The sequence below is a fragment of the Bradyrhizobium sp. 41S5 genome (genome assembly GCF_011516665.3).
GTDB lineage: Bacteria > Pseudomonadota > Alphaproteobacteria > Rhizobiales > Xanthobacteraceae > Bradyrhizobium > Bradyrhizobium quebecense.
Genome location: NZ_CP083721.1, coordinates 8329717 through 8353198 on the forward strand (window position 1 = coordinate 8329717; position 23482 = coordinate 8353198).

The following is a 23482-nucleotide window of genomic DNA, read 5'->3' on the forward strand; positions in this document are numbered from 1 at the left end:
CTAGCATCCCGTTAAACACACACCGGGAGGGCGTGACATGGCCGGCCACAGCGAGCTGATCACCACGGCGGAACTTGCCGACATCCTGACCCGGCCGGACCTCCGCCTGTTCGACTGCACGACCTATCTGGAGCCGGCCCCGGCCGGCAGCGGCGTTCCCTATATCGTCGTCTCGGGCCGCCAGACGTTCGAGGCCGGCCACATCCCGGGCGCGAATTTCCTCGATTTGCAGGCCGAGTTCTCCGACCCCCGCACGGAGCTGCGCTTCATGATGCCGCCGAGGGCCCAGCTCGAGGCTGCGTTCGGCCGGCATGGGATCTCGGCCAGCAGCCGCGTGGTGCTCTATTCGATCGGGACGGCGATGTGGGCGACGCGGTTCTGGTGGATGCTGCATTCGCTCGGCTTTGACGGCGCCGCGGTGCTCGACGGCGGCATCGACAAATGGACCGCCGAGGGACGCGACATCGAGACCGGGCTTGCCGGCGGCTATCCGCAGGCCACGTTCTCGGCGCGGCCGAAGGACGGCATGTTCGTCGGCAAGCATGACGTGCTCGCCGCGACCACGGAGCGCGATACCGTGATCGTCAATGCGCTCGGCCCGCAATTCTACAAGGGACTGGAGCCGAGCCGTTACGGCAGGCCGGGCCGCATCCCCGGCAGCGTCAGCGTGCCGGCGGCAACCCTGATCGACCCCAAGGGCAAGACGTTCGTGCCGCTTGCGGAGGCGGAGGCAACCTTCGCCGCGCAGGGCATCAGCAAGGACAAGCGCGTGGTCGCCTATTGCGGCGGCGGCATCTCCGCGACCATCGACCTGTTCCAGCTGCATCGGCTCGGCTACGACAATCTCACGCTCTATGACGGCTCGATGGGCGAATGGGCGAAGGATGAGTCCTTGCCGATCGAGAGGGGTTAGTGAAAAAGAAGCGGGACTCTCTCCACGGGTCGTCCCTGCCTAGTGCGCAATTGCGCACTAGGCCGGGACGACAGTGAGTTTGTTGCGCCGTTGGCGAGTCAGTCATCCGCGATCTCAAACCCTCACGCCGGCACGTTCGGATCCGGCGTCACCTTCGGGTCGGGCTTGTTGACCAGATAGAGGCCGGCGATCACCAGCAGCGCGGCGACGCCGAACACCGGGGTCAACGTGTCGTGCATGACGAAATAGGCCGCGACCACGCCGAACAGCGGCGTGACGAAGGTGAAGGCCGAGAGCTTGCTCGCCGAATAGGTCTTCACCATCGCAAACCAAATGACAAAAGTGCAGCCCACCACCCAGACCGCCTGATAGGCGAGCAGCGAGATCGACAGCGCGCTCGGCACGTGCTCGATGCGCTCGCCGGCGATCCAGGCTGCGAACCCGAGGATCGGAATCGAGATCGCGACCTGGTAGCCGAGCGCCTTTTCCGGCGCGGCCTTGCGCAGGTTTGTGCCCTTGGCGACCAGCGTGGTCGCCGCCCACAGCGCGCCGCCGCCGACCACCATGAGGTCGCCGAGCAGCACCTTGGCATCGACATTCGGCTGCGGCACGCCGATCGCGAGCGCGACGCCGGCAAAGCTCAGCGCCAGCCCGCTCCACTGCACGGTCGAGAGACGCTCGCCGAGGAACTGATGCGAGCCGAGCGCGACGAAGAACGGTGCGGTGTAGAGGAAGACCGAGGCGCGCGAGGCCGAGGTGAAGACGAGCCCGGTGAAGATCAGCACGAACTCGCAGCCGAACATCAGCCCGGCGATCACGCCCGGCAGCAGCGTGCCGTCGCGCTCGAAGAATTTGACCCCGCGCAGCCGGCCGACGATCAGCATGACCGGCAGCGCGCCGGAGGAACGGATCAGCGCCTGCAACATCGGCGGCACATCGGGCAGCGCGAGCTTCACCGCGAGCTGGTTGAAGCCCCAGCTCACGCACAGCATCAGCATCAATGCGATGGCGCCGGGCGGCAGCCCGTGGCCGACGCTGACGGGCCTCGTGACGCTGGCGGAGATCGCTTGGGTCGACATGTTTCCTCGCGGGCCGGCTTGAGTGCCGTGTTGTTGTTTGTGGGCCTCACCTCCCCCGCAAGCGGGAGAGGGGGCGCAAAGTGTTCGCGGTGATTGCTCGGCTCAATCGCATCCGCGCATCACGTCTTCTGGCAATGCGCGCAGGTGCCGGCGATCTCGACCACGGAGAGTTTCGGGATGAAGCCCGAGGCCCGCGCCGCGGCGGTCAGGCTTTGCGCAACCGGGGCGGCGGGGATTTCGCCGACCGAGCCGCAATGATCGCAGATCAGGAACGCCACCATCGAGGTCTCGTCATGATCGTGCGCGCAGGCGAGGAAGGCGTTGCGGCTTTCGATGCGGTGAACGAGGCCGTTCTCCATCAGGAAGTCGAGCGCGCGATAGACGGTAATCGGTGCCGGGCGCGGCATCGTCTTGGCCAGCTCGTCGATCACCTCATAAGCGCCGAGCGGCCGATGGCTCGACAGCAGCGCCTGGAGCACCTGACGCCGGATCGGGGTGAATTTCTGGCCGCGGCGCGCGCACACCTGTTCGGCATGCGCCATCGCGTCCGCGGCGCAGCGGCCGTGATCGTGGTCGGGGGCAGGAAATGTCGGCTTGGCCAGGTTCATTGCGTGGATATGTAGCATTTTTGCGCCGGTTCCCATAGCCCGCCCCAAGCCAGTCCCTCACCGCCTTGCAGCCATGTGCGCCATGCGGGGCAGCCCCCCGTTAACCCGGCATGCAGAATTCATAAGCAAGCTTATTATATTGCAAGCTTATGGAGGCAGGATTGATGCGCGGTTCCGTGGACGCGAACTTCATGTTTACGCTCGGAGAATTGTTCCGGCTGATCCGCGTCTATGCCGACAAGGAAGCCGCGCGCTACGGCATCACGCGTGCGCAATGGGCCGTGCTGTCGAAGGTGGAACGCCAGGAAGGGCTGAAGCAGACCGAGCTCGCCGAGCTGCTCGAGATGCAGCCGATCACGCTGACGCGGCTGATCGACAAGCTCTGCGACAATGACTGGATCGAGCGCCGCAGCGACGAGAACGACCGCCGCGTCAACCGCCTCTATCTGAAGAAGGCCGCGCGCCCGCTGCTCGGGAAGCTGGCCGGCCTGCGCTCCGAGCTCACCGCGACCGCGCTCGAGGGCATCAGCCCGGCTGACGCGCACCGCCTGCTCACTCAATTGGAATCGATCAAGGAAAACGTTCGCAATGCCATCCAAAACCCAGCCGGCGAGCCCCCCCGAAAGGAACAACGCTATGGCTGAACCCGTCCTCAAGCTGGCCCCTGAACAGAAGAGCAATCCGGGTGTATCGGCGCCGTCGGGCAAGGCGAGCCGTGCGCCGCGCCGCCGCCTGATGGCGGGCCTGCGGCGCTATCGCCGGGTGCTGCTGCTCGTCGTGCTGCCGATCGTGGCGGTGATCGGCGGTGGCGTGTTCTATCTCAATGGCGGCCGCTATGTCGGCACCGACGACGCCTATGTCGGCGCGCAGAAGGTGCTGATCACGCCGGAAATCTCCGGCAAGATCGACAAGATCGTCGTGAAGGAAGGCCAGCACGTCAGGAAGGGCGACGAGCTGTTCGAGATCGACCCGGTGCCGTTCCGCCTCGCGGTCGACCAGGCCAAGGCGGCGCTCGACCAGACCAGGACCACCTATGACAATCTGGTCGAGAACATCAAGATCAACACCAGGATGCTGGAATTCGCCCAGCAGAGCATCGAATTGAAGAAGAAGGACGTCGATCGCAAATCGACGCTCGCCAAGCAGAATTTCGGCTCGCAGCTCGACCTCGACAACGCGGCGAATGCGCAGGTCACGGCCGAGAGCCTGGCGCAATACATCAGGCAACAGATCTCCAACGCCAAGACGCAGCTGCTCGGCGATGTCGATTTGCCGATCGAGCGATTCCCGCCCTACGCCCAGGCCAAGGCCAAGCTCGACGACGCCCAGCGCAATCTCGATCACACCGTGCTGCGCGCGCCGATGGACGGTGTGGCGACCCAGGTCGACCAGATCCAGCTCGGCCGCTTCGTCGCCGCAGGCGCGCCGGTGTTCTCGGTGATCGACGTCGACCATCCCTGGGTCGACGCCAACCCGAAGGAAAGCGACTTCACCTATGTCGCGGTCGGCCAGCCGGTGACGCTCGACGTCGATGCGTTCCCGAACCACGAATTCAAGGGCAAGATCGGCTCGCTGTCGCCCGGCACCGGCGCGCAGTTCGCGATCCTGCCGCCGCAGAACGCCACCGGCAACTTCGTCAAGGTGGTGCAGCGGGTGCCGGTGCGGATCTACTTCGACGAGAACGACCCGTTCGTGAAGAAGCTGAAGGCCGGCATGAGCGTCTACGCGACGATCGACACCAACCACCGCCGCACGCTGGCAGGCCTGCTCGGGCTGCGATCGGCCTCAGCGCACCCGGACCACCAGGACTAAGACGCGATGAATGCACCGTCACCATCCGCCGTGCCCGGCATGCGCCGGAATATGGTGACGATCTGCGCGATGACCGCGACGATCATGCAGGCGCTCGACACCACGATCGCCAACGTTGCGCTGCCCTATATGCAGGGCTCGCTGTCGGCCTCGCAGGACCAGATCAACTGGGTGCTGACCTCCTACATCGTCGCGGCCGCGATCATGACCGCGCCGGTGGGCTGGATCGCCAACCGCTTCGGCCGCAAGCGCATCTTCATCATCTGCTCGGCCGGCTTCACCGTCGCCTCGGTGTTCTGCGGCCTGGCGCAGAACATCAACCAGATGGTGCTGTTCCGCCTGTTGCAGGGCGTGTTCGGCGCGGCGCTGGTGCCGCTGTCGCAGGCGGTGATGCTCGATTCCTACGCGCTGCATGAGCGCGCCAAGGCGATGTCGATCTGGGGCATGGGCGTGATGATGGGTCCGATCATGGGCCCCTCGCTCGGTGCCTGGCTGACAGAGACCTATTCGTGGCACTGGGTGTTCTTCGTCAATCTGCCGTTCGGCGCCTTCACCGTGCTCGGCCTCGCGGTGTTCATGGACGAGACCAGGCAGGACCTCAACCTGCGCTTCGACTGGTTCGGCTTCGGCGCGCTCGCGGTCGCAATCGGCGCGCTGCAGCTCGCACTCGACCGCGGCGAGCAGCTCGGCTGGCTGGAATCCAACGAGATCATGATCGAGTTCATTGTGGCGGCGGTCGGCGCCTACTTCTTCTTCGCCCATTCGCTGACCACCGACAAGCCGTTCATCCAGTTCGCGATCTTCAAGGACCGCAATTTCCTGGGCGGTGTCGTGTTCATGACGGTGATGGGCCTCGTGCTGTATTCGACCATGGCGCTGTCCTCGCCGTATCTGCAGAACGTGGTCGGCTATCCGATCATCACCGCCGGCCTGTTGCTGGCGACCCGCGGCGCCGGCACCTTCGTCGCGATGATGCTGGTCGGCCGCCTGATGCGCTACATCGAGGCGCGCACGCTGATCGTCTCCGGCCTGGCACTGACCGCGGCGTCGCTGTTCCAGATGACCGGCTGGACCGACATGACGCAGGCGAGCGAGATCATCGTCGTCAGCGTGATCCAGGGCTTTGGCTTCGGCCTCGTGTTCGTGCCGCTGTCGACGGTGGCGTTCCTGACGCTGCCCAACCAGCTGCGTACCGACGGCACCTCGATGTTGACGTTGTTCCGCAACGTCGCGAGCTCGGTGGGCATCTCGATCGTGATCGCACAGCTCACCGAGGGCGGGCGGCGGATCTACGCAAAGCTGTCCGAGCAGATCAATCCGTTCAACCACGCGCTGCAGATGCCCGACGTCGCCGGCATGATCAATCTCAACACCGATGCCGGCCGCGCGATGGCCGACAGGATGGTGGCCGCGCAGTCGCAGATCATCGCATTCTCGCACGACTACCAGCTGGTGATGCTGTTCATCCTGGTCTCGATCCCGCTCGCGCTGATGATCGGCTCGACCAAGGCCACGCTGCGCGCGCAGTCGGCGCCGCCGGATCATGCCGCGGTGATGGAGTAGGTTGCTACCAAGCAGGCCGACCATAGGACCCGTCATCCTGAGGAGCGAACTCTTGCGCGCGTCTCCAGCGACAAAGGCGAAGCCTTTGCGCGGGGATGACGGGGTGAAAGTTGATTGCGCGCCCCCTCCGAAAGCGCAAGACGCCGCGGCCGCAAGCGCGTTGACTTTCCGGGGTCGCCTCCCAATACTCGCCAGAAAACAAGCAATACCGTCACAGCAATGACGGCTTCAGGGGAGGACGCGATGCCGACTTCACGCAGGACGCTGCTGAAGACTTCAGCGGCTGCCGCCGCTGCTTTCAGCTTCGATTGGACACGCGCGCAAGCGCAGGCCGAAACGGTCCGGATCGGCGTGATCTACGACCTGACCGGCCCGTTTGCCGCCGGCGGCTCGGTCGCCTCCTCGATCGGCACCCAGATCGCGATCGATCTCGTCAATGAGAAGGGTGGCGTCGGCGGCAAGTACAAGATCGCCCCGGTCAACGTCGATTCCCAGAGCAAGCCCGATGTCGCGATCAACGAGGCCAATCGCCTGATCGACCAGGAGAAGGTCGACATCCTCAACGGCGTGTTCGCGAGCTCGCACGCAGTGCCGCTCGCCGCCAAGGTCGAGCAGCAGAAGCGGATCCTCTGGATCACGACCGCGGTCTCGACCGCCGTGTTCAAGGACAAGAACCTGCAATACGTGTTCCGCGCGCAGATCCATTCCGACCAGTACGGCCAGGCCTTCGGCGGCTTCCTCGCCGAGCACGCCAAGGCCAGGCTCGGCATGGAGCCGAAGGACGTCAAGGTCGCGCTGATCCATGAGGACGGTCCCTACGGCGTCGGCGTTGCCGCCGCCGACGAGATGTTCGCGAAGGAGGCCGGGCTGCAGGTCGTGCTCAAGGAAGGCTATTCGGCTTCCGCGCCCGATCTCTCGGTGCTGGTGACCAAATTGAAGCGCGCCAAGGCCGACATCATCTCGCATGCCGGCTACAACCCCGACATCACGCTGTTCCTGCGCCAGGCGCGCGAGAGCGGACTGAAATTCAAGATGCTGTTCGGCGCCGGCGCCGGCTACAGCCAGCTCGACAAGCTGCGCGCGACGTTCGGCGCCGACATCGACAATTTCTGCAACATCGACCCGGTGCCGGCGCAGCTGCTCGATCCCGCCAAGCTGGCGCCGGGGGTCGGCGATCTCACCAAGGTGATGGTCGCGCGGTATCGCGAGAAGACCAGCGCCACCGAAGTGCCGCCGCACTGCTCGATGGGCTTCAACCAGACCTGGGTGCTGCTCAACAATGTGCTGCCGGTCGCCAAGGAGAAATATGGCGGCTTCGATCCCGAGGCGATCCGCAAGGCCGCGCTCGATGTCGACATCCCGCCGGGCGGTACCATCCAGGGCTATGGCGTGAAATTCTATCCGCCGGGCACGCCGATGTCCGGCCAGAACGAGCGCTCGACACCGGTCGTGATGCAGAACGCCGGCGAGCGCATCACCGTGGTGTGGCCGACCAACATCAGGACGCAGGATCCGGTATTCCCGCTGCCGAAGGGCTCGGTGTACGGGGCGTAGTCAACGGCGCGAGCTCAGCCTTCTTGCCTCGCCCCGCTTGCGGGGCGAGGTCGGATTGCATCGTCAGATGCAATCCGGGTGAGGGGGTACAGGTCCATCAGTTTGCAATACTCGCGGACAGAGCCCCTCACCCCCCTTCCCGCAAGAGCGGGGCGAGGGAACGCAGTTCCGACGCGGCTGCAAACGCACCTCAAAACACCACCCGCCTGCCCTCATCCGCCGCCCAATAGCCGGCGTAGTTCACCTTCGTGGTCTCATACGCCAGCGCGAGGTCGGCGAGCGGTGCGCGGCCGGTGGCGATGCACTCCATGAAGTCCTGGATCTCCTGCAGATAGCCGCGGGTCCACTCCTCCTCGAGGCAGACATATTGCCAGCCGGTTTTGCGATCGACCTTCTCGGTGATGTAGACGGAGGCGAGCTTCTCCTCCGAGGTCTGGTAGCTCACAAGATGCGTGTTCGGCGTGATGTTGGCAAACAGCGAACCGCCTGACGTGTAGGTCTCGATCAGATTGCGCACACCGCCCATGATCATGTCGCCGGAAAACACCGTCGCCTTGGTGCCGTCGGAGAAGGTCGCGGTCAGCGTGCCCCAATCCTCGACGTCGACCGGATTGGCCTTGATGTAGCCGCGCTCCTCGGGCTTGAGACCGGCGGTGACGTTGCCGACATCGCAGGTGACGCTCGCAACCGTGATGGTCTCGCCGCGTGCGCGTGCCTCGACCTGCTTGAGATAGAGCACGGCCGACAGCGGATGGCAGCCCATCCGGATCAGCGAGCCGCCGCCGGTCATCGCCCATTCTGCGGCGTGCGCGGCATGCGAGCCGGAATGGCTCTCCTCGCCCTTCATGAACAGGATCTTGTCGCGCGTCGCGCGGATGATCTCCGCAGTCTTGGTCACCGCGGGTGCGTAGATCCAGTCCTCGGCATACATGAAGAGTTTTCCGCTGCGCTCGATCGCGGTGCGGGTCTGCTCCATCTCCTCCATCACCCGCTGGTACATCAGCGCCTTCGGGACGTGCCTGCCGATCGGCGCCGTGTCGCCGTCGCGGCCGAAATAGCCGCTGAACGGCTTCTCGCAGATCACGTGCTTGCCGGCCTGCATCGCGGCGACGATCATCGCGGCGTGCAGGTTGGGCGGCGTGCAGATGTCGATGACGTCGATATCACGGTCGGCGACCAACTCGGCGAAGCTGCGATAGGCGTTGGGGATTCCGTGCTTGCGCGCGAATTCGACCACATGATCGCCGCGCGCCGCGACCGCCCTCACCTCGACATTGACGCCGTAGACGCGTCGATACGCAACGATGTGCAGCTCCGACACGAAGCCGCAGCCGGCCAGGCCGATCCTGATTTTTGTCATTGATGTCTCCGCCCTTCAGGCGGGCGCAGAGTAGCGTGCAGCCATCACGGCGTCGAACGCATTTGCCATCGCCGCATGCGACGGCGTCAATCCCGTGAACAGCTTGAATGCGTCGGCGGAGGCGTTGATCGCCAGGTCCCGTCCGGTCAGGACGTTTGCGCCCCTGGCTTTGGCCGCGGTCAGCAGCGGCGTCCAGAGCGGCGTGTAGACCGCGTCGGCGACCCACATCGAGGAATGCAGCAGCGCGTCCGGCACCGGCGTGTCGCGGCTCGGCAGCATGCCGACCGGCGTTGCATTGACGAGACCGGCGGCGCCGTCCGCCGCGATCGCGACGCTGGCGGCGTGGACCGCGTGGCGATCCCGCAACTGGGCCGCAAGCTGCGCGGCCTTGGCGGCATCGGCGTCGAAGATCCTGATCCCGGCAACGCCGAGGCCGACCAGCGCGAAGGCGATCGCCTTGCCGACGCCGCCGGCACCGATCAGCGCAATCGGGCCGCGCGGCGCTGACGCAAGCAGCGGTTCGATCGCACGCGCAAAGCCGGTCGCATCGGTATTGTGCCCGACCAGACGCACGCCATCGACGACGATGGTGTTGACCGCGCCGATCGCGCGCGCGTCCGGCGCGAGGTCATCGAGCAGATCGACGACCGCCTCCTTGTGGGGAAAGGTGACGTTCACGCCGGCAAAGCCGAGCCGCCTGACGCCCTCGAGCATCGCACGCAGCTCGTCGCGCCCGGCGCCCTTCACCTCGACGAGCTGGTAGTGGCAGCGAACGCCGAGCACTGCAGCGGCCTGCTCGTGCATCGCAGGCGCCGCCGAATGCGCGATCGGATACCCGATCAGGCCGGTCAGGAAACGGTCGCGCATTATCCCTCACGTCAGTCGCACTCAGCTCATGCGGTCGAGCCGAGCATAGCTGTCTTCCATGCCGTGCTCCATGCCGGTCGCGAGCATCGCCGCGCGCGTCTCGGCATCCGGCAGCGTCATGCGCATGGTCATCACGGTGCCGCCACCGTCGGGCGCAAACCGCGTCTCGACATGATTGTCCGGCGTCGGGTCCGGCAGATGCATGCGCTCGACATGCACGATGCGGCTGAACGGTTCGAGCGCGAGATATTCGCCGGTCAGATGAAAGCCGCCGCCCTTGCCGTCGGTCCATTCGTAACGGATCTTGCCGCCGGGCCTGAGTTCGCTGACGCAGACCGGCATAGTCCAGCCTTCCGGACCGAGCAGCCACTTCTGCAGCAGCTCCGGCTCGGTATGCGCGCGATACACCGCCTCAGGTGGCGCGACGAAGCGCCTGGTGACAACGATATGGCGGTCGCCTTCGGTCGTCAGCGTCAACTTGCTCATGGGATACCCTTCACTTCTCAGGCTTCATGGCGGCCAGCACTCCGTCCAGCCGGTCGTAATTGGTTTCGAGCGCCCGCCTGAGCATGCCGAGCCATTGATCGATCTCGGCGACCGCCGTCGGCGCCAGCCGGCACGGCCGCTTGGTGCCTTCAACGCGCCGCACGATCAGGCCCGCGCCTTCGAGCACCTTGAGATGGCGGGAGATCGCGGGCTGGGTCATCTCGAACGGCTCGACCAGTTCCATCACCGTCGCCTCGCCAAGGGCGAGGCGCGCCAGGATCGCCCGGCGGGTCGGGTCGGCGAGCGCGGAGAAGGCGGCGTCGAGGTTGGGCATGCTTGATCTCGTCTCATTTATATAACCGATCTGTTATATAACTAATCGCGCATGTCAAGCGAAATCCGCTGCGGCGAGGGCGCGCAGCGGATTGGGGTCGTCCCTTCAATGCTGGAGTTGCGCGCCGCCGGCGCGGTCAGCGGCTAAAGCATGATCCGGAAAAGTGCGAAGCGGTTTTCCGATAAGATCATGCTCAAACAAGGAGCTAGAGCATGATGTGTTTATACGGAAACGTACCCTGAATTTTTGAGATAGTTGGCGCACTCCTCCTTAGAGAAGACGTCGAGGAGTTCGCCGACCTTGCGCCAAGTCGCTTCGACATCACGCGGCTGCGCGGCTCGCATCAGGTGTTTGAGCTTGGCGAAGACCTGTTCGATCGGATTGAGATCGGGGCTATAGGGCGGCAGGAAGAGCAGATGGGCTCCTGTGGCGCGGATGGCGTTGCGCGCCGCGTTGCCCTTGTGACTGCCGAGATTGTCGAGAATGACGAGTTCGCCCTTTGCGAGGGTCGGCGCCAGCACCTGCTCGACATAGAGGGTGAAGAGTTCGCCATTGATGGGGCCGTCGATGACCCATGGCGCGCTGATCCGGTCGTGGCGCAGCGCCGCGATGAAGGTCATGGTCTTCCAATGGCCGAAAGGCGCAGACGCCTGGAGGCGTTGCCCACTCGGTCCCCAGCCTCGCAGCGGCGCCATGTTGGTTTTGATCCAGGTCTCGTCGATAAAGACCAGGCGCGAAGCGTCGATCCTGCCCTGATGGGTCTTCCAGCGCGTCCGTTTACGCGCGATATCGGGACGATCTTGTTCGGCCGGCAGGATCGTTTTTTTTGAAGCTCAGCCCTTCGGCATGGACGAACGTCCACACTGCCCGCACGTCGGTCTTGATCCCGCGCGCAGCCAGTTCCTGCGTCAGCTTCCGCAAAGTGAATGGGCCGGAGCGAATGCGTTTGCGCAGCCAGTCGGCATTGGTGCCGGACAGAACCGGCTTCTTGTGACCGCCGATCTTGCCGGGAGAAACGCCGCCGGTCTCCCGCCGCAGATTCTTCCACTTCGTCACACAGGAAGGACTGATCCGAAGCGCTTCTGCAATCGAACGAACCGTCTCGCCAGCATCAGCCCGCGCCAGAGCGAGTTCACGAAGATCTTCCGAATAGGGTCGCGTCATCCATGCTGGCCCCCGTTCCAGCATGGAGTTTGAATCAGAAATTGTCCCCTCTGGGAATCCCGATTCCGGTAAAAAACAACATGCTCTAGACGTCGAAAAACACCGTCTCGTTGTCGCCCTGCAGATGGACGTCGAAGGTGTAGGTGTTGCCCGCGCCGGCCTTGCGCTTCGCAATCAGCGTAGCGCGGCGATCCGCCGGCACCAATGCGAGCACAGGATCGCCGGCGTTGCCGGCTTCGTCGTCGAAGTAGATCCGGGTGTAGAGATGCAGCAACATGCCGCGCGCGAACACCGCGAGCACGATGTGGGGCGCCTGCGGCTTGCCGTCGGCGTCAGGCACCACGCCCGGCTTGATGGTGTCGAACGCATAGCCCCCGCTCTTGTCGGTGCCACAGCGGCCAAACCCCTTGAAGGAGGAGTTCGGCAGCGCGCGTGCATCCTGCGGATCGGAGAAGCGGCCCTGGCTGTCTGCCTGCCAGATCTCCAGCATGCAGTCCGGGATCACGGCGCCGTCGCCATCATAGACGGTGCCTTCGACGCGGATGCGCTCGCCAGATACGTCGGGCGTTAGCAGATTGTTGCTGAAGGCGTCGTTCCACTCATATTCGCCGTTCGGCGTCAGGCCGTACTTGAAATAGGGACCGACGGTCTGCGAAGGCGTGATTCCATCAGGACGTTGGTTCGACACGTTACTTGGTCTCCATCGGCGTGGCGTTGCGCCCGCGCAGCACGATATCGAAGCGGTAGCACAGCGCCCATTCCGGCTTGGTGTTCTCGAGATCGAACGACGAGATCATCCGCGCCCGCGCCTTCTCATCCGTCACCGAATTGAAGATCGGATCGAACGGGAACAGCGGATCGCCGGGGAAATACATCTGCGTCACCAGCCGCGAAATGAAGGAATGCCCGAACACCGAGAAGTGGATATGCGCAGGCCGCCACGCATTGTGGTGATTGCCCCAGGGATAGGCGCCGGGCTTGATGGTGACGAACTTGTAGTATCCGGCGGCATCGGATTGCGTGCGGCCGGCGCCGGTGAAGTTCGGATCGAGCGGCGCCGGATGCTGGTCGACGACGTGGATGTAGCGGCCGCAGGCATTGGCCTGCCACAGCTCGACCAGCGTGTTGGGCACGCCGCGGCCGTCCTCGTCGCGCACATGACCATGCACGATGATGCGCTCGCCGAGCGGCTCGCCCTTGGCCTGGATGGTGAGATCGTTGTCGTGCGCGCGCACCGTCTCGTGGCCGTAGACCGGCCCGGTCAATTCCGAGAGCGTGTGCCGCATCGGGATCAACGGCTTTTGCGGCGAGCGCTTGATGGTGGAGCGATAGTCCGGCGACAGCCGCGCCGGATGGGCCGCGAGTGATTGCAGCGGATACAACAAGGTCATGGCGAATTCCTCCGCGGCCCACGCGCCCCGTGGGCTCACATCAGATCATTACAGTGCATAACCAAATTGGAGAAGGGCTGTTTTCAGCCCTTCCAAGTATTTGGATTAATTCAGCTTTTCGATCGCGACCGCGACGCCTTGGCCGACCCCGACGCACATAGTTGCCAAGGCAAGCTTCCCGCCCCGCTTCTCCATGCCGTGCACGGCGGTCAGCACCAGCCGCGCGCCGCTCATGCCGAGCGGATGGCCGAGCGCGATCGCGCCGCCATGCGGATTGACGAAATCGGCGTCCTCCTTGACGCCGAGCTGGCGCAGGCAGGCGATGCCCTGCGAGGCGAAGGCCTCGTTGAGCTCGATCAGGTCGAAGTCCGACACCTTGATGCCGAGACGCTCGACCAGCTTCCTGGTCGCCGGCACCGGGCCTATGCCCATGATGCGCGGCGGCACCGCGGCCGAGGCAAGGCCGAGGATCTTCGCGCGCGGGTTCAGGCCGTGCTTCTTCACAGCGGCCTCCGAGGCCAGGATCATCGCCGCTGCACCGTCATTGACGCCCGACGCGTTGCCCGCGGTCACCGTGCCCGGATTGCGCACGATCGGCTTCAGCTTGGCGAGACCTTCGAGCGTGGTCTCCGGCCGCGGATGCTCGTCCTTGTCGACGGTGATCGGGCCGGCCTTGCCGCCGGGCACCTGGATCGGCACGATCTCCTCGGCGAAATAGCCGGATGCGATCGCCGCGCCCGCGCGCTGCTGCGATCGGATCGCCATCGCGTCCTGATCGGCACGCGAGACCTGGAATTCCTCGGCGACGTTCTCGCCGGTCTCCGGCATCGCATCGACGCCGTACTGCGCCTTCATCAAGGGATTGATGAAGCGCCAGCCGATCGTGGTGTCGTAGATCTCGGACGAGCGCGAGAAGGCTTCCGCGGCCTTGCCCATCACGAACGGCGCGCGCGTCATCGATTCGACGCCGCCCGCGATCGCGAAATCGATCTCGCCGGCGCGGATGGCGCGGCCCGCGGCACCGACCGCGTCGAGACCGGAGGCGCAAAGCCGGTTCAGGGTCTGGCCGGGAACCGACTCGGGCATGCCGGCGAGCAGCAGCGCCATGCGCGCGACGTTGCGGTTGTCCTCGCCGGCCTGGTTGGCGCAGCCGAAAAAGACCTCGTCGACCTCGTTCCAATTGAGCGTCGGGTGCTTGGCCATCAGCGCCTTGATCGGGGCCGCCGCGAGATCGTCGGCGCGCACCTTGGCGAGCGAGCCGCCGAAACGGCCAATTGGAGTCCGGACGGCATCGCAAATATAGACATCACGCATTGAATCTCTCCCTGAATGCCGCGACTTAGGCGCTGGATCGGCTGGAACTTGAGGTGAGTTTTAGGAGCGTGCCCGCGGCAGGTCAATTGACGTGGCTGCGTGGCATCAGCGCATTCCCGTGAGGCCTCGTCATATTTCGAGCCGTGGAGAGGGTGGAAAACCCCATCCTCTTGGATAGGACCGCGCGACGAAATTTTGTAGTTTCCGCTCCCTCATGACCATTCAGCAGCCCATCCCCGTTCCGCCCGAGCCAACTCCCGCCGCCGAGGCGCCGTCGCGCGTCACGCCGATGATGGAACAGTATCTGGAGATCAAGGCGGCCCATCCCGGCCTGTTGCTGTTCTACCGGATGGGCGATTTCTACGAGCTGTTCTTCGAGGACGCCGAGATCGCCTCGAAGACGCTCGGCATCGTGCTGACCAAGCGCGGCAAGCATCAGGGCATGGACATCCCGATGTGCGGCGTTCCGGTCGAACGCTCCGAGGATTATCTGCATCGCCTGATCGGCGCCGGCCACCGCGTCGCGGTGTGCGAGCAGACGGAAAATCCCGCGGAGGCAAAAGCCCGCGGCAACAAGAGCGTGGTCCGCCGCGGCGTCGTGCGGCTGGTGACGCCGGGCACGCTGACCGAAGACACGCTGCTCGACGCCCGCACCAACAATTACCTGATCGCGATCGCGCGCGCCCGCGGTTCGGCCGGCGCTGATCGCCTTGGCCTTGCCTGGATCGACATCTCGACCTCCGAATTCATGGTGACGGAGTGTTCGACCGCAGAGCTTGCGGCAACGCTGGCGCGCATCAACCCGAACGAGGCGATCGTCACGGACGCGCTCTACAGCGACAACGAGCTTGCGCCGACCTTGCGCGAGCTGCCGTCGGTGACGCCGCTGACCCGCGACGTGTTCGACAGCGCCACCGCCGAGCGGCGGCTGTGCGACTATTTCGCGGTCGCGACCATGGACGGCCTCTCCGCGATGTCGCGGCTGGAGGCGACCGCCGCCGCCGCGGCCGTCACCTATATCGACCGCACCCAGGTCGGCAAACGTCCGCCGCTGTCGCCGCCGGCGCGCGAGGCCGCCGGCACCACGATGGCGATCGACCCGGCGACCCGCGCCAACCTCGAACTGACGCGCACGCTGGCCGGCGAGCGCCGCGGCTCGCTGCTCGATGCGATCGACTGCACCGTCACCGCGGCCGGCTCGCGCCTTTTGGCGCAGCGCCTTGCCGCGCCGCTGACCGATGTTGCCGTGATCGCGCGGCGGCTCGATGCCGTCTCCGCCTTCGTCGCGGATTCCGCGGCGCGCGAGGACGTCAGAACCGTGTTGCGCGCGGCACCCGACATGTCGCGCGCGTTGGCGCGGCTCTCGGTCGGCCGCGGCGGCCCGCGCGATCTCGCCAGCCTGCGCGACGGCATCCTGGCCGCCGACCAGGCGCTGGAGTTGCTGGCGCAGCTCGCTAGTCCCCCGGCCGAGGTATCCTCGGTGATGGCTGCGCTGCAACGTCCCTCGCGCGATCTGGCGCAGGAATTCTCCCGCGCACTCTCCGAGCAATTGCCGCTGATCAAGCGCGACGGCGGCTTCGTCCGCGACGGCTATGAGGCCGCGCTCGACGAGAGCCGGAATTTGCGCGATGCGTCGCGCCTCGTCGTCGCCGCGATGCAGGCCCGCTATGCCGAGGACACCGGCATCAAGACGCTGAAGATCCGGCACAACAATGTGCTGGGCTATTTCGTCGAGGTGACCGCGCAGCACGGCGACAAGCTGTTTGCACCACCCCTCAATGCGACCTTCATCCATCGCCAGACGCTGGCCGGGCAGGTTCGTTTCACCACGGCGGAACTCGGCGAGACCGAAGCCAAGATCGCCAATGCCGGCGAGCGCGCGCTCAATCTCGAGCTCGAGATCTTCGAGCGGCTGAGCGCGCTGGCGCTCGCCGCCAGCGACGATCTGCGCAACGCCGCGCATGCCTTTGCGATGCTCGACGTCGCAACCTCGCTGGCGAAGCTTGCGATCGACGACAATTACGTGCGGCCCGACGTCGACGGCTCGCTCGGCTTTGCGATCGAGGGCGGCCGGCATCCGGTGGTCGAGCAGGCGCTGAAGCGCGACGGCCAGCCCTTCATTGCCAATGCCTGTGATCTCTCTCCGGCGCCCGGACAAAAATCCGGCCAGCTCTGGCTGATCACCGGCCCGAACATGGCCGGCAAGTCGACCTTCCTGCGCCAGAACGCACTGATCGCGCTCTTGGCGCAGATCGGCTCTTACGTGCCGGCGTCCCGCGCGCGGCTCGGCATCGTCGACCGGCTGTTCTCGCGCGTCGGCGCCGCCGACGATCTGGCGCGGGGACGCTCGACCTTCATGGTCGAGATGGTCGAGACCGCTGTGATCCTGAACCAGGCGAGCGAGCGGTCGCTGGTGATTCTCGACGAGATCGGCCGGGGAACAGCGACCTTCGACGGCCTGTCGATCGCCTGGGCCGCGATCGAGCACCTGCACGAAAGCAACCGCTGCCGCACGCTGTTTGCGACGCATTATCACGAGCTAACGGCGCTCTCGGCGAAACTGCCGCGGATGTTCAACGCCACGGTGCGGGTCAAGGAGTGGCAGGGTGACGTCGTGTTCCTGCACGAGGTGCTGCCGGGCTCCGCCGACCGCTCCTACGGCATCCAGGTCGCAAAACTCGCCGGCCTGCCGCCCGCCGTGATCACCCGCGCCAAATCAGTGCTAGCGAAACTCGAGGCCCAGGACCGCGGCCAGGCTGCACGCGCTCTGGTCGACGACCTGCCGCTGTTCGCCGTGCCCTCCCGCGCAGCAAGTGAGGACAAGCCGCCGAGCGAGGCCGATCTGCTGATCGAGGCGGTGAAGGCGCTGCATCCCGACGAAATGTCGCCGCGCGAGGCGCTGGATGCGCTGTATGCGTTAAGGGCGAAATTGCCGAAGCAGTAGCCGCGTAGCCCGGATCACCCTTCTCCTTCCTCCTGAAAGGGGGAAGGTCGGGATGGGGTCCAGCCGCAGACGACGCTGTTTGCCGAGAGAGCAGATCCCCACCCGCTTTGCTCTGACGAGCAAAGCGACCTCCCCTTTTCAAGGGGAGGTTTAAGCCTTCCCGCTCTTCCTCCGCCCGATCTGCCACAGCGACAGATTCCAGACAATGCAGGTGGCAAGTGCGCAGCAGAGGCCGATGGGCGAGCCGAATTGCAGCACCGCGACGTGCAGCACGGCGATGCCAAGACCGAAGCCGAGCAGGCCCCACGCGCTGTTGGCGAGCACGGCGGCGGTCGCCGGGCCACCGATCCGCGGATGCAGGATCAGCATCATCGAGGAGAACACGATCGGAAACAGCGCGATCACGCCGGTGACACGCGGACCGACCCAGGTCGACGCAGTGACGACCGTGCCGACCAGGCTTGCGACCAGCGCAGCGCGCAGCGGGATGTCGTACCAGCGCCGCGCGATCAGCGGCATCTTCGCGACGTGCCGATAGGGCCTCAGCAGCGGGATGCAGATCGCAAACGCAATGGCATTGAGGATCAGCCCGCCGGCGAGCGTCCACGCGAACTGACGTATGATGGTGCCGAGCACGAGCCACAATGCGATCGCGCTTCCCGCGCTGATCCACATGCTGCGGCGCTGCGCCAGCACGGCATAGGTGAGGCCCATGAAGATCGTCGCCGCATTGACCGGCAGGCTCGACAGCGCGCCTTCCGCGACGAAGGCGGCGTCATGGTCGAGCGCGAGGAAGGTGTAGGACGGCCCGGCCGAGATCGGCAGGGTTGCGATCAGTGCGCCGATCACCGGCCCCGAACGTTCCGTGATGATGGACGCGCTGACCACGAAGGCAGCGGCAACCGCCATGCGCAGCACGAGGAGCAGGACGAAGTGGAGTTCGGGGGACATCACGTGTCGTCCCGGCGCAGGCCGGGACCCATAACCACGACTATTCGTTGGGTACGAAAGCCGTCGAACAGCGGAGATCGAATCGAGAGAGCACGGCGTATGGGCCCCGGCTTTCGCCGGGGCGACGCGCTAGACCCGCTGCATCGTCACCGACACTTTCGGGCCGTTCTTGATGGTCTGATAGACCACGCAATAGCGCTCGGTGAGCTTCAGCAGCAGATCGAGCTTGTGCTGCGGCGCGTCGGTGCCGACGTCGAAGCGCAGGCGGATCTCGCGGAAGCCGACCGGAGCCTCCTTGTCGACGCCGAGCGTGCCGCGGAAATCGAGATCGCCCTCGGCGAACACATTGCCGACCTTCAGCGGCACCTCGACGGCGGTCGCGACCGATTTCAGCGTAACGCCGGCGCAGGCGACCAGCGCCTCCAGCAGCATGTCGCCGGAGCAGAGCTCGAGCCCGGAGCCGCCGGTGGCAGGATGCAGGCCGGCGACCGCGAGCGCGCGGCCGGTTTCGACCTTGCAGGAAAGGCTTTCGCTGTCGATCGTGCCCTTGGCCTTCAGCGTGATCACGGCGGCCTCGGGGTCGGCCTTGTAACGTTCCTTGATCGGAGCCTGCATTGCGCGGAGTTCGGCGGAGTCCATGGATCTGCTCCCGGCTGTTCTTCTTCATGCCGATGTAAGGCCTTAATGAGCCGATGTCACCACCACATCGCCTCGCCGGCGCTGGATTTAGCGGTGAGATCGCGCAAGCGGTCCGGTCGAGCCGAGATCGATCACACCGGCGTCGAGGAATTCGAGCGCCTTTGTTGAAGCTGGCCGACTGCACAGCGATGATGCCGTCGTTGAGCTCCAAGCGCGCCGGGAAATTTCTGTATCGGCAGATCGGCTCGCGCGAACCAAGAAACAATCATTTAGTTCAAGGAGTTAGACTTGCGATCATCGGGAAAATCTCTACCCTTCACCAGATGGCGCGGGAGTGGTCTTGCGCGAAGCGCCGCCACGAGAGCATGGAGCTGCTGTCAATATACTTTGGTCAGTGACAGCAATGGCTCCGTCCGATATCGGATGAACGTATGGACAGCGTCGCAGCCGAAGTCCGCCCTGAAGCGGATGATCGTTTCGAGACCGAGCGGATCACCGCGGCGGTCAATGCACTCGCCGAGCAACATGCCGGCCGCGAGGACCAGTTCCGCGCCGCGATGGCGCAACTGCTCAAGTCCGAGCTGATCGCAGCGCGCGCCACGGCACAGGCGCTGCTGCTGAAGGACCGTCACGGTCGCCGCTGCGCCGAACGGCTCTGCTTCGTGCAGGACGAGATCATCCGCATCCTCTACGCGGCGGCGACCCGGCATCTCTATCACTCGCCGATCCCCTCGGGCGCCGAGCGCATGGCCGTGGTCGCGACCGGCGGCTATGGCCGCGGGCTGATGGCGCCGGAATCCGACATCGATCTGTTGTTCATCCTGCCCTACAAGCAGACCGCCTGGGGCGAGCAGGTCGCCGAAGCCATCCTCTATTGTCTCTGGGACATGGGGCTGAAGGTCGGCCACGCCACGCGCTCGGTCGATGAATCGATCCGCCAGGCGCGCGGCGACATGACGATCCGCACCGCGATCCTGGAGACCCGCTTCCTGACCGGCGATCAGCCGCTCTATGACGAGCTGGTCGAACGCTTCGACAAGGAAGTGGTGCAGGGCACCGCGGCGGAATTCGTCACCGCCAAGCTCGCCGAGCGCGAGGAGCGGCATCGCCGCGCCGGCCAGTCGCGCTATCTGGTCGAGCCCAACGTCAAGGACGGCAAGGGCGGCCTGCGCGACCTGCATACTCTGTTCTGGATCGCGAAATACGTCTACCGCGTGCGCGAGACCGACGAGCTGCTGGAGCGCGGCGTGTTCGACGCGCAGGAGTACCGCACCTTCCGCCGCTGCGCCGACTTCCTGTGGTCGGTGCGCTGCAATTTGCACTTCTTCGCCGGACGCGCCGAGGAGCGGCTGTCGTTCGACATGCAGCGCGAGATCGCGGTCCGCCTCGGCTACACCTCGCATCCCGGCATGCAGGACGTCGAGCGCTTCATGAAGCACTACTTCCTGATCGCGAAAGACGTCGGCGATCTCACCGCGATCCTGTGCGCCAGGCTCGAGGAGGAGCACAACAAGCCGGCGCCGGTGCTGAGCCGGATGGTGGCGCGGCTGCGGCCCGGAACCAAGCGGCGGCGGGTGGCCGGCAGCGACGACTTCATCGTCGACAACAACCGCATCAACCTCGCCGCCCCTGATGTGTTCAAGCACGATCCGGTCAACCTGATCCGGATCTTCCGCCTCGCGCAGCAGAACAACCTCGCCTTCCATCCCGATGCGATGCGCACGGTGACGCGCTCGCTGAAGCTGATCAACACCCAGCTCCGCGACAACGAGGAAGCCAACCGCCTGTTCATGGAGATCCTGACCTCGAACGATGCGGAGACCGTGCTGCGGCGGATGAACGAGACCGGCGTGCTCGGCCATTTCATCCGCGCCTTCGGCAAGATCGTGTCGATGATGCAGTTCAACATGTACCACCACTATACGGTGGACGAGCATCTGCTCCGCTGCATCGGCTTCCTGCAGGACATCGAGCGCGGCGGCAATGAGGAGTTCACGGTCGCCAGCGACCTGTTCCGGAAGATTCGTCCCGAGCACCGGCCGGTGATCTATATCGCAACCCTGCTGCACGACATCGCCAAGGGCCGGCCGGAAGATCACTCGATCGCAGGCGCCAAGGTGGCGCGGCGGCTCTGCCCGCGGCTCGGCTTCTCCGCGGCCGATACCGAGCTGGTGGCATGGCTGATCGAGGAACATCTGACGATGTCGACGGTGGCGCAATCGCGCGATCTGTCGGACCGCAAGACGATCGAAAATTTCGCCGCCGTGGTGCAGTCGGTCGAGCAGATGAAGCTGCTCACGATCCTGACCACCGCCGACATCCGCGGCGTCGGCCCGGGCGTCTGGAACGGCTGGAAGGCGCAGCTCCTGCGCACGCTGTATTACGAGACCGAGCCGGTACTGACCGGCGGCTTCTCGGAGGTCAACCGCGCCCAGCGCATCGCGGTGGCGCAGGCCGAGTTCCGCCGCGCCTTTACCGAATGGCCGGAGGTCGAGCTCAACGCCTATATCGGCCGGCACTACCCGGCGTACTGGCTCAAGGTCGAGCTGCAACGCAAGATCCGCCAGGCGCGCTTCATCCGCGCCAGCGAGCAGGCCGGCCACAAGCTCGCGATCAATGTCGGCTTCGACGAGGTCCGTGCCGTCACCGAGCTTACGATTCTGGCGACCGACCATCCCTGGCTGCTGTCGATCATCGCGGGCGCCTGCGCCTCCGCCGGCGCCAACATCGTCGACGCGCAGATCTACACCACGACCGACGGCCGCGCGCTCGACACCATCTCGATCTCGCGCGAATACGATCGCGACGATGACGAAGGCCGCCGCGCGACGCGGATCGGCGAGATGATCGAACAGGTGCTGGAAGGCAAGCTCAGGCTGCCCGAGGCGGTGGCGAAGCGCGCGGTGCGCAGCAAGGCGCGGCCATTCGTCGTCGAGCCCGAAGTGACCATCAACAACCAGTGGTCCGACCGCTACACCGTGATCGAGGTCTCCGGCCTCGACCGGCCCGGCCTGCTCTATCAGCTCACCACCGCGATCTCGAAGCTCAACCTCAACATCGCTTCCGCGCACGTCGCGACCTTCGGCGAGCGCGCCCGCGACGTGTTCTATGTCACCGACCTGCTCGGCGCCCAGATCACCGCGCCGACCCGGCAGGCCGCGATCAAGAGCGCGCTGCTGCATCTGTTGTCGACCGAGGACCAGGCGGCAAAGCCGGCGGCTTGAACGCTGGCTTTCTCCGCTCGTGATTCCCTGGTGCGCAATTGGGCGCCGGGGAATGACGAGGAAGGTTCGGCTAGCAGGCTGTTGAAGAAGTCGCTGGCGAAGCGGTTTAGATCGTGATTCCCTAGGATCTGGGCGTGGCGGGGGATTGCGATGCGGGGAAGCGACGAGCGGTCTGGCGCGCTATTCAGTTATATTGACCTGGAGGCTCGGGTTCGCGCCGACCACCCGCTACGGGTGATCAGGGAGCTGGCGAATGCTGCGCTGGGCGATCTGTCAGGCGAGTTCGGCAAGCTCTATACGGACTTCGGCCGGCCCTCGATTGCGCCAGAGAAGTTGCTTCGGGCGATGCTGCTGCAGGCGTTCTATGGGGTTCGCTCGGAGCGGCATCTGATGGAACGAATGGAGTTCGATCTTCTGTTCCGCTGGTTTGTCGGACTTGGGGTCGACGATGCGGTTTGGGACCATTCAACCTTCTCGAAGAACCGGGATCGGCTGCTTGAAGGCGAGATTGCGGCCAAGTTCTTAAACGCGCTTTTGGCGCAGCCGAAGGTGAAGCGTTTGCTGTCAAGCGATCACTTCTCAGTGGACGGCACGCTGATTGAAGCCTGGGCTTCGATCAAAAGCTTCCGGAGGAAGGGCGGCAGCGACAAGGACCATGACGGTCCGGGACGCAATGCCGAGCGTAGCTTCCACAAGGAGAAGCGATCCAACGAGACCCATGAGAGTACGACCGATCCCGAGGCCCGGCTCTACAGGAAGGGCGACGGCCAGCCGGCCAAGCTCTGCTACATGGGCCATGCGTTGATGGAGAATCGCAACGGTTTGGCGATTTTAGGCGGGGTGAGCCAAGCGACTGGCACAGCCGAACGGGAGGCCGCGCTCGCTATGATCGACGGGCGTGGATCCGCGAAGCGGATTACTCTCGGAGCGGACAAAGCCTACGATGTCACCCAGTTCGTGTGCGACCTGAGAGAGCGGTCAGTCACTCCGCATATCGCGATCGACGGACATCTGAGCAAGACCGGCAAGCCACGCAAGACGGCGGTCGACGCCCGCACCACGCGTCACGCCGGCTATGACATCAGCCAGCGCTGCCGCAAACGCATCGAAGAAGTATTCGGCTGGATCAAGAGTTCCGCCGGTCTCGCCAAAATCAAGCTGCGCGGCCGTGCGCGTGTGGACGCCGCCTTCACACTTACGCTGGCAGCTTATAACCTCATTCGCCTGCCCAAGCTTCTGACGGCGCCGGCATGAGCATCCGGGGTCGATGGCGCGTCGT

Annotated in this window: 21 protein-coding genes; 9 read left to right on the plus strand and 12 right to left on the minus strand. The window is 65.0% G+C overall.

From position 1 onward, the window contains the following. Positions 1-37: 37 nt before the first annotated feature. On the plus strand, positions 38-913 hold the full coding sequence (locus HAP47_RS39895; protein ID WP_173640069.1) for a sulfurtransferase: 876 nt from the start codon (positions 38-40) through the stop codon (positions 911-913). A 122-nt stretch (positions 914-1035) separates the two neighbouring features. On the opposite strand, the gene HAP47_RS39900 is transcribed toward HAP47_RS39895, so the two are convergent. Beyond that, positions 1036-1992 carry a DMT family transporter gene (locus HAP47_RS39900; RefSeq protein WP_173640068.1) on the minus strand — a complete coding sequence of 319 codons (957 nt, stop codon included), beginning with the start codon at positions 1990-1992 and terminating at the stop codon, positions 1036-1038. A 119-nt stretch (positions 1993-2111) separates the two neighbouring features. After that, complete coding sequence (locus HAP47_RS39905; protein WP_092090572.1) at positions 2112-2600, minus strand: Fur family transcriptional regulator; 489 nt, start codon at positions 2598-2600, stop codon at positions 2112-2114. A gap of 161 nt (positions 2601-2761) precedes the next feature. Between HAP47_RS39905 and HAP47_RS39910 the strand changes: the two genes are divergently transcribed. The 4 genes from HAP47_RS39910 to HAP47_RS39925 all read left to right on the plus strand — a co-directional run bounded on the left by HAP47_RS39910 (position 2762) and on the right by HAP47_RS39925 (position 7529). Then, positions 2762-3244 carry a MarR family winged helix-turn-helix transcriptional regulator gene (locus HAP47_RS39910; RefSeq protein ID WP_173640067.1) on the plus strand — a complete coding sequence of 161 codons (483 nt, stop codon included), beginning with the start codon at positions 2762-2764 and terminating at the stop codon, positions 3242-3244. Next, positions 3237-4412, plus strand: a complete 1176-nt coding sequence (locus tag HAP47_RS39915) for an HlyD family secretion protein (protein ID WP_173640066.1) — start codon at positions 3237-3239, stop codon at positions 4410-4412. The genes HAP47_RS39910 and HAP47_RS39915 overlap by 8 nt, the downstream gene beginning before the upstream one ends. Before the next feature lie 6 nt (positions 4413-4418). Beyond that, complete coding sequence (locus tag HAP47_RS39920) at positions 4419-5975, plus strand: MDR family MFS transporter (protein ID WP_173640065.1); 1557 nt, start codon at positions 4419-4421, stop codon at positions 5973-5975. Between the two features lie 243 nt (positions 5976-6218). Further along, positions 6219-7529 carry an ABC transporter substrate-binding protein gene (locus tag HAP47_RS39925; protein ID WP_173640064.1) on the plus strand — a complete coding sequence of 437 codons (1311 nt, stop codon included), beginning with the start codon at positions 6219-6221 and terminating at the stop codon, positions 7527-7529. Positions 7530-7719: 190 nt separating this feature from the next. Here HAP47_RS39925 and HAP47_RS39930 read toward each other — a convergent pair whose 3' ends face one another. From HAP47_RS39930 to pcaF, 8 genes are all read right to left on the minus strand, one after another. Next, on the minus strand, positions 7720-8889 hold the full coding sequence (locus HAP47_RS39930) for a Gfo/Idh/MocA family protein (RefSeq protein WP_173640063.1): 1170 nt from the start codon (positions 8887-8889) through the stop codon (positions 7720-7722). Positions 8890-8904: 15 nt separating this feature from the next. Then, positions 8905-9756: a shikimate dehydrogenase gene (locus tag HAP47_RS39935; protein WP_173640062.1), complete on the minus strand. Its 852-nt coding sequence runs from the start codon at positions 9754-9756 to the stop codon at positions 8905-8907. Positions 9757-9777: 21 nt separating this feature from the next. Further along, positions 9778-10242 carry an SRPBCC domain-containing protein gene (locus HAP47_RS39940; protein WP_173640061.1) on the minus strand — a complete coding sequence of 155 codons (465 nt, stop codon included), beginning with the start codon at positions 10240-10242 and terminating at the stop codon, positions 9778-9780. Positions 10243-10252: 10 nt separating this feature from the next. Further along, entirely contained in the window at positions 10253-10576 is a 324-nt protein-coding gene (locus HAP47_RS39945; protein ID WP_173640060.1) for an ArsR/SmtB family transcription factor, read from the minus strand. Positions 10577-10797: 221 nt separating this feature from the next. Next, positions 10798-11740, minus strand: a protein-coding gene (locus HAP47_RS39950; RefSeq protein WP_173640059.1) for an IS630 family transposase whose coding sequence is annotated in 2 segments (ribosomal slippage) — positions 10798-11403 and positions 11405-11740 — 942 coding nt in all. Because the reading frame shifts where the segments join, the coding sequence is not laid out codon by codon here. Positions 11741-11825: 85 nt separating this feature from the next. Continuing rightward, positions 11826-12428, minus strand: a complete 603-nt coding sequence (gene pcaG, locus HAP47_RS39955) for a protocatechuate 3,4-dioxygenase subunit alpha (protein ID WP_173640058.1) — start codon at positions 12426-12428, stop codon at positions 11826-11828. 1 nt (position 12429) lies between these two features. Then, positions 12430-13131, minus strand: coding sequence for a protocatechuate 3,4-dioxygenase subunit beta (pcaH, locus tag HAP47_RS39960; RefSeq protein ID WP_173640057.1), 702 nt, complete (start codon positions 13129-13131; stop codon positions 12430-12432). Between the two features lie 105 nt (positions 13132-13236). Further along, positions 13237-14445 (minus strand): 3-oxoadipyl-CoA thiolase, encoded by a 1209-nt coding sequence (gene pcaF / locus HAP47_RS39965; protein WP_173640056.1) that lies wholly within the window; start codon positions 14443-14445, stop codon positions 13237-13239. Positions 14446-14659: 214 nt separating this feature from the next. Between pcaF and mutS the strand changes: the two genes are divergently transcribed. Next, positions 14660-17389 carry a DNA mismatch repair protein MutS gene (mutS, locus tag HAP47_RS39970; protein ID WP_173640055.1) on the plus strand — a complete coding sequence of 910 codons (2730 nt, stop codon included), beginning with the start codon at positions 14660-14662 and terminating at the stop codon, positions 17387-17389. Positions 17390-17539: 150 nt separating this feature from the next. Here mutS and HAP47_RS39975 read toward each other — a convergent pair whose 3' ends face one another. Both HAP47_RS39975 and HAP47_RS39980 read right to left on the minus strand, forming a co-directional pair. Continuing rightward, complete coding sequence (locus tag HAP47_RS39975; protein ID WP_173640054.1) at positions 17540-18340, minus strand: hypothetical protein; 801 nt, start codon at positions 18338-18340, stop codon at positions 17540-17542. A gap of 129 nt (positions 18341-18469) precedes the next feature. Next, on the minus strand, positions 18470-18979 hold the full coding sequence (locus tag HAP47_RS39980; protein WP_173640053.1) for an OsmC family protein: 510 nt from the start codon (positions 18977-18979) through the stop codon (positions 18470-18472). A 164-nt stretch (positions 18980-19143) separates the two neighbouring features. Between HAP47_RS39980 and HAP47_RS39985 the strand changes: the two genes are divergently transcribed. From HAP47_RS39985 to HAP47_RS39995, 3 genes are all read left to right on the plus strand, one after another. After that, the gene (locus tag HAP47_RS39985; protein ID WP_173640052.1) at positions 19144-19377 is read left to right on the plus strand and encodes a hypothetical protein; all 234 of its coding nucleotides are present in this window, start codon (positions 19144-19146) and stop codon (positions 19375-19377) included. 33 nt (positions 19378-19410) lie between these two features. Next, the gene (locus tag HAP47_RS39990) at positions 19411-22203 is read left to right on the plus strand and encodes a [protein-PII] uridylyltransferase (RefSeq protein ID WP_173640051.1); all 2793 of its coding nucleotides are present in this window, start codon (positions 19411-19413) and stop codon (positions 22201-22203) included. Between the two features lie 150 nt (positions 22204-22353). Beyond that, complete coding sequence (locus tag HAP47_RS39995; protein WP_173640050.1) at positions 22354-23457, plus strand: IS5 family transposase; 1104 nt, start codon at positions 22354-22356, stop codon at positions 23455-23457. Positions 23458-23482 lie beyond the last annotated feature (25 nt).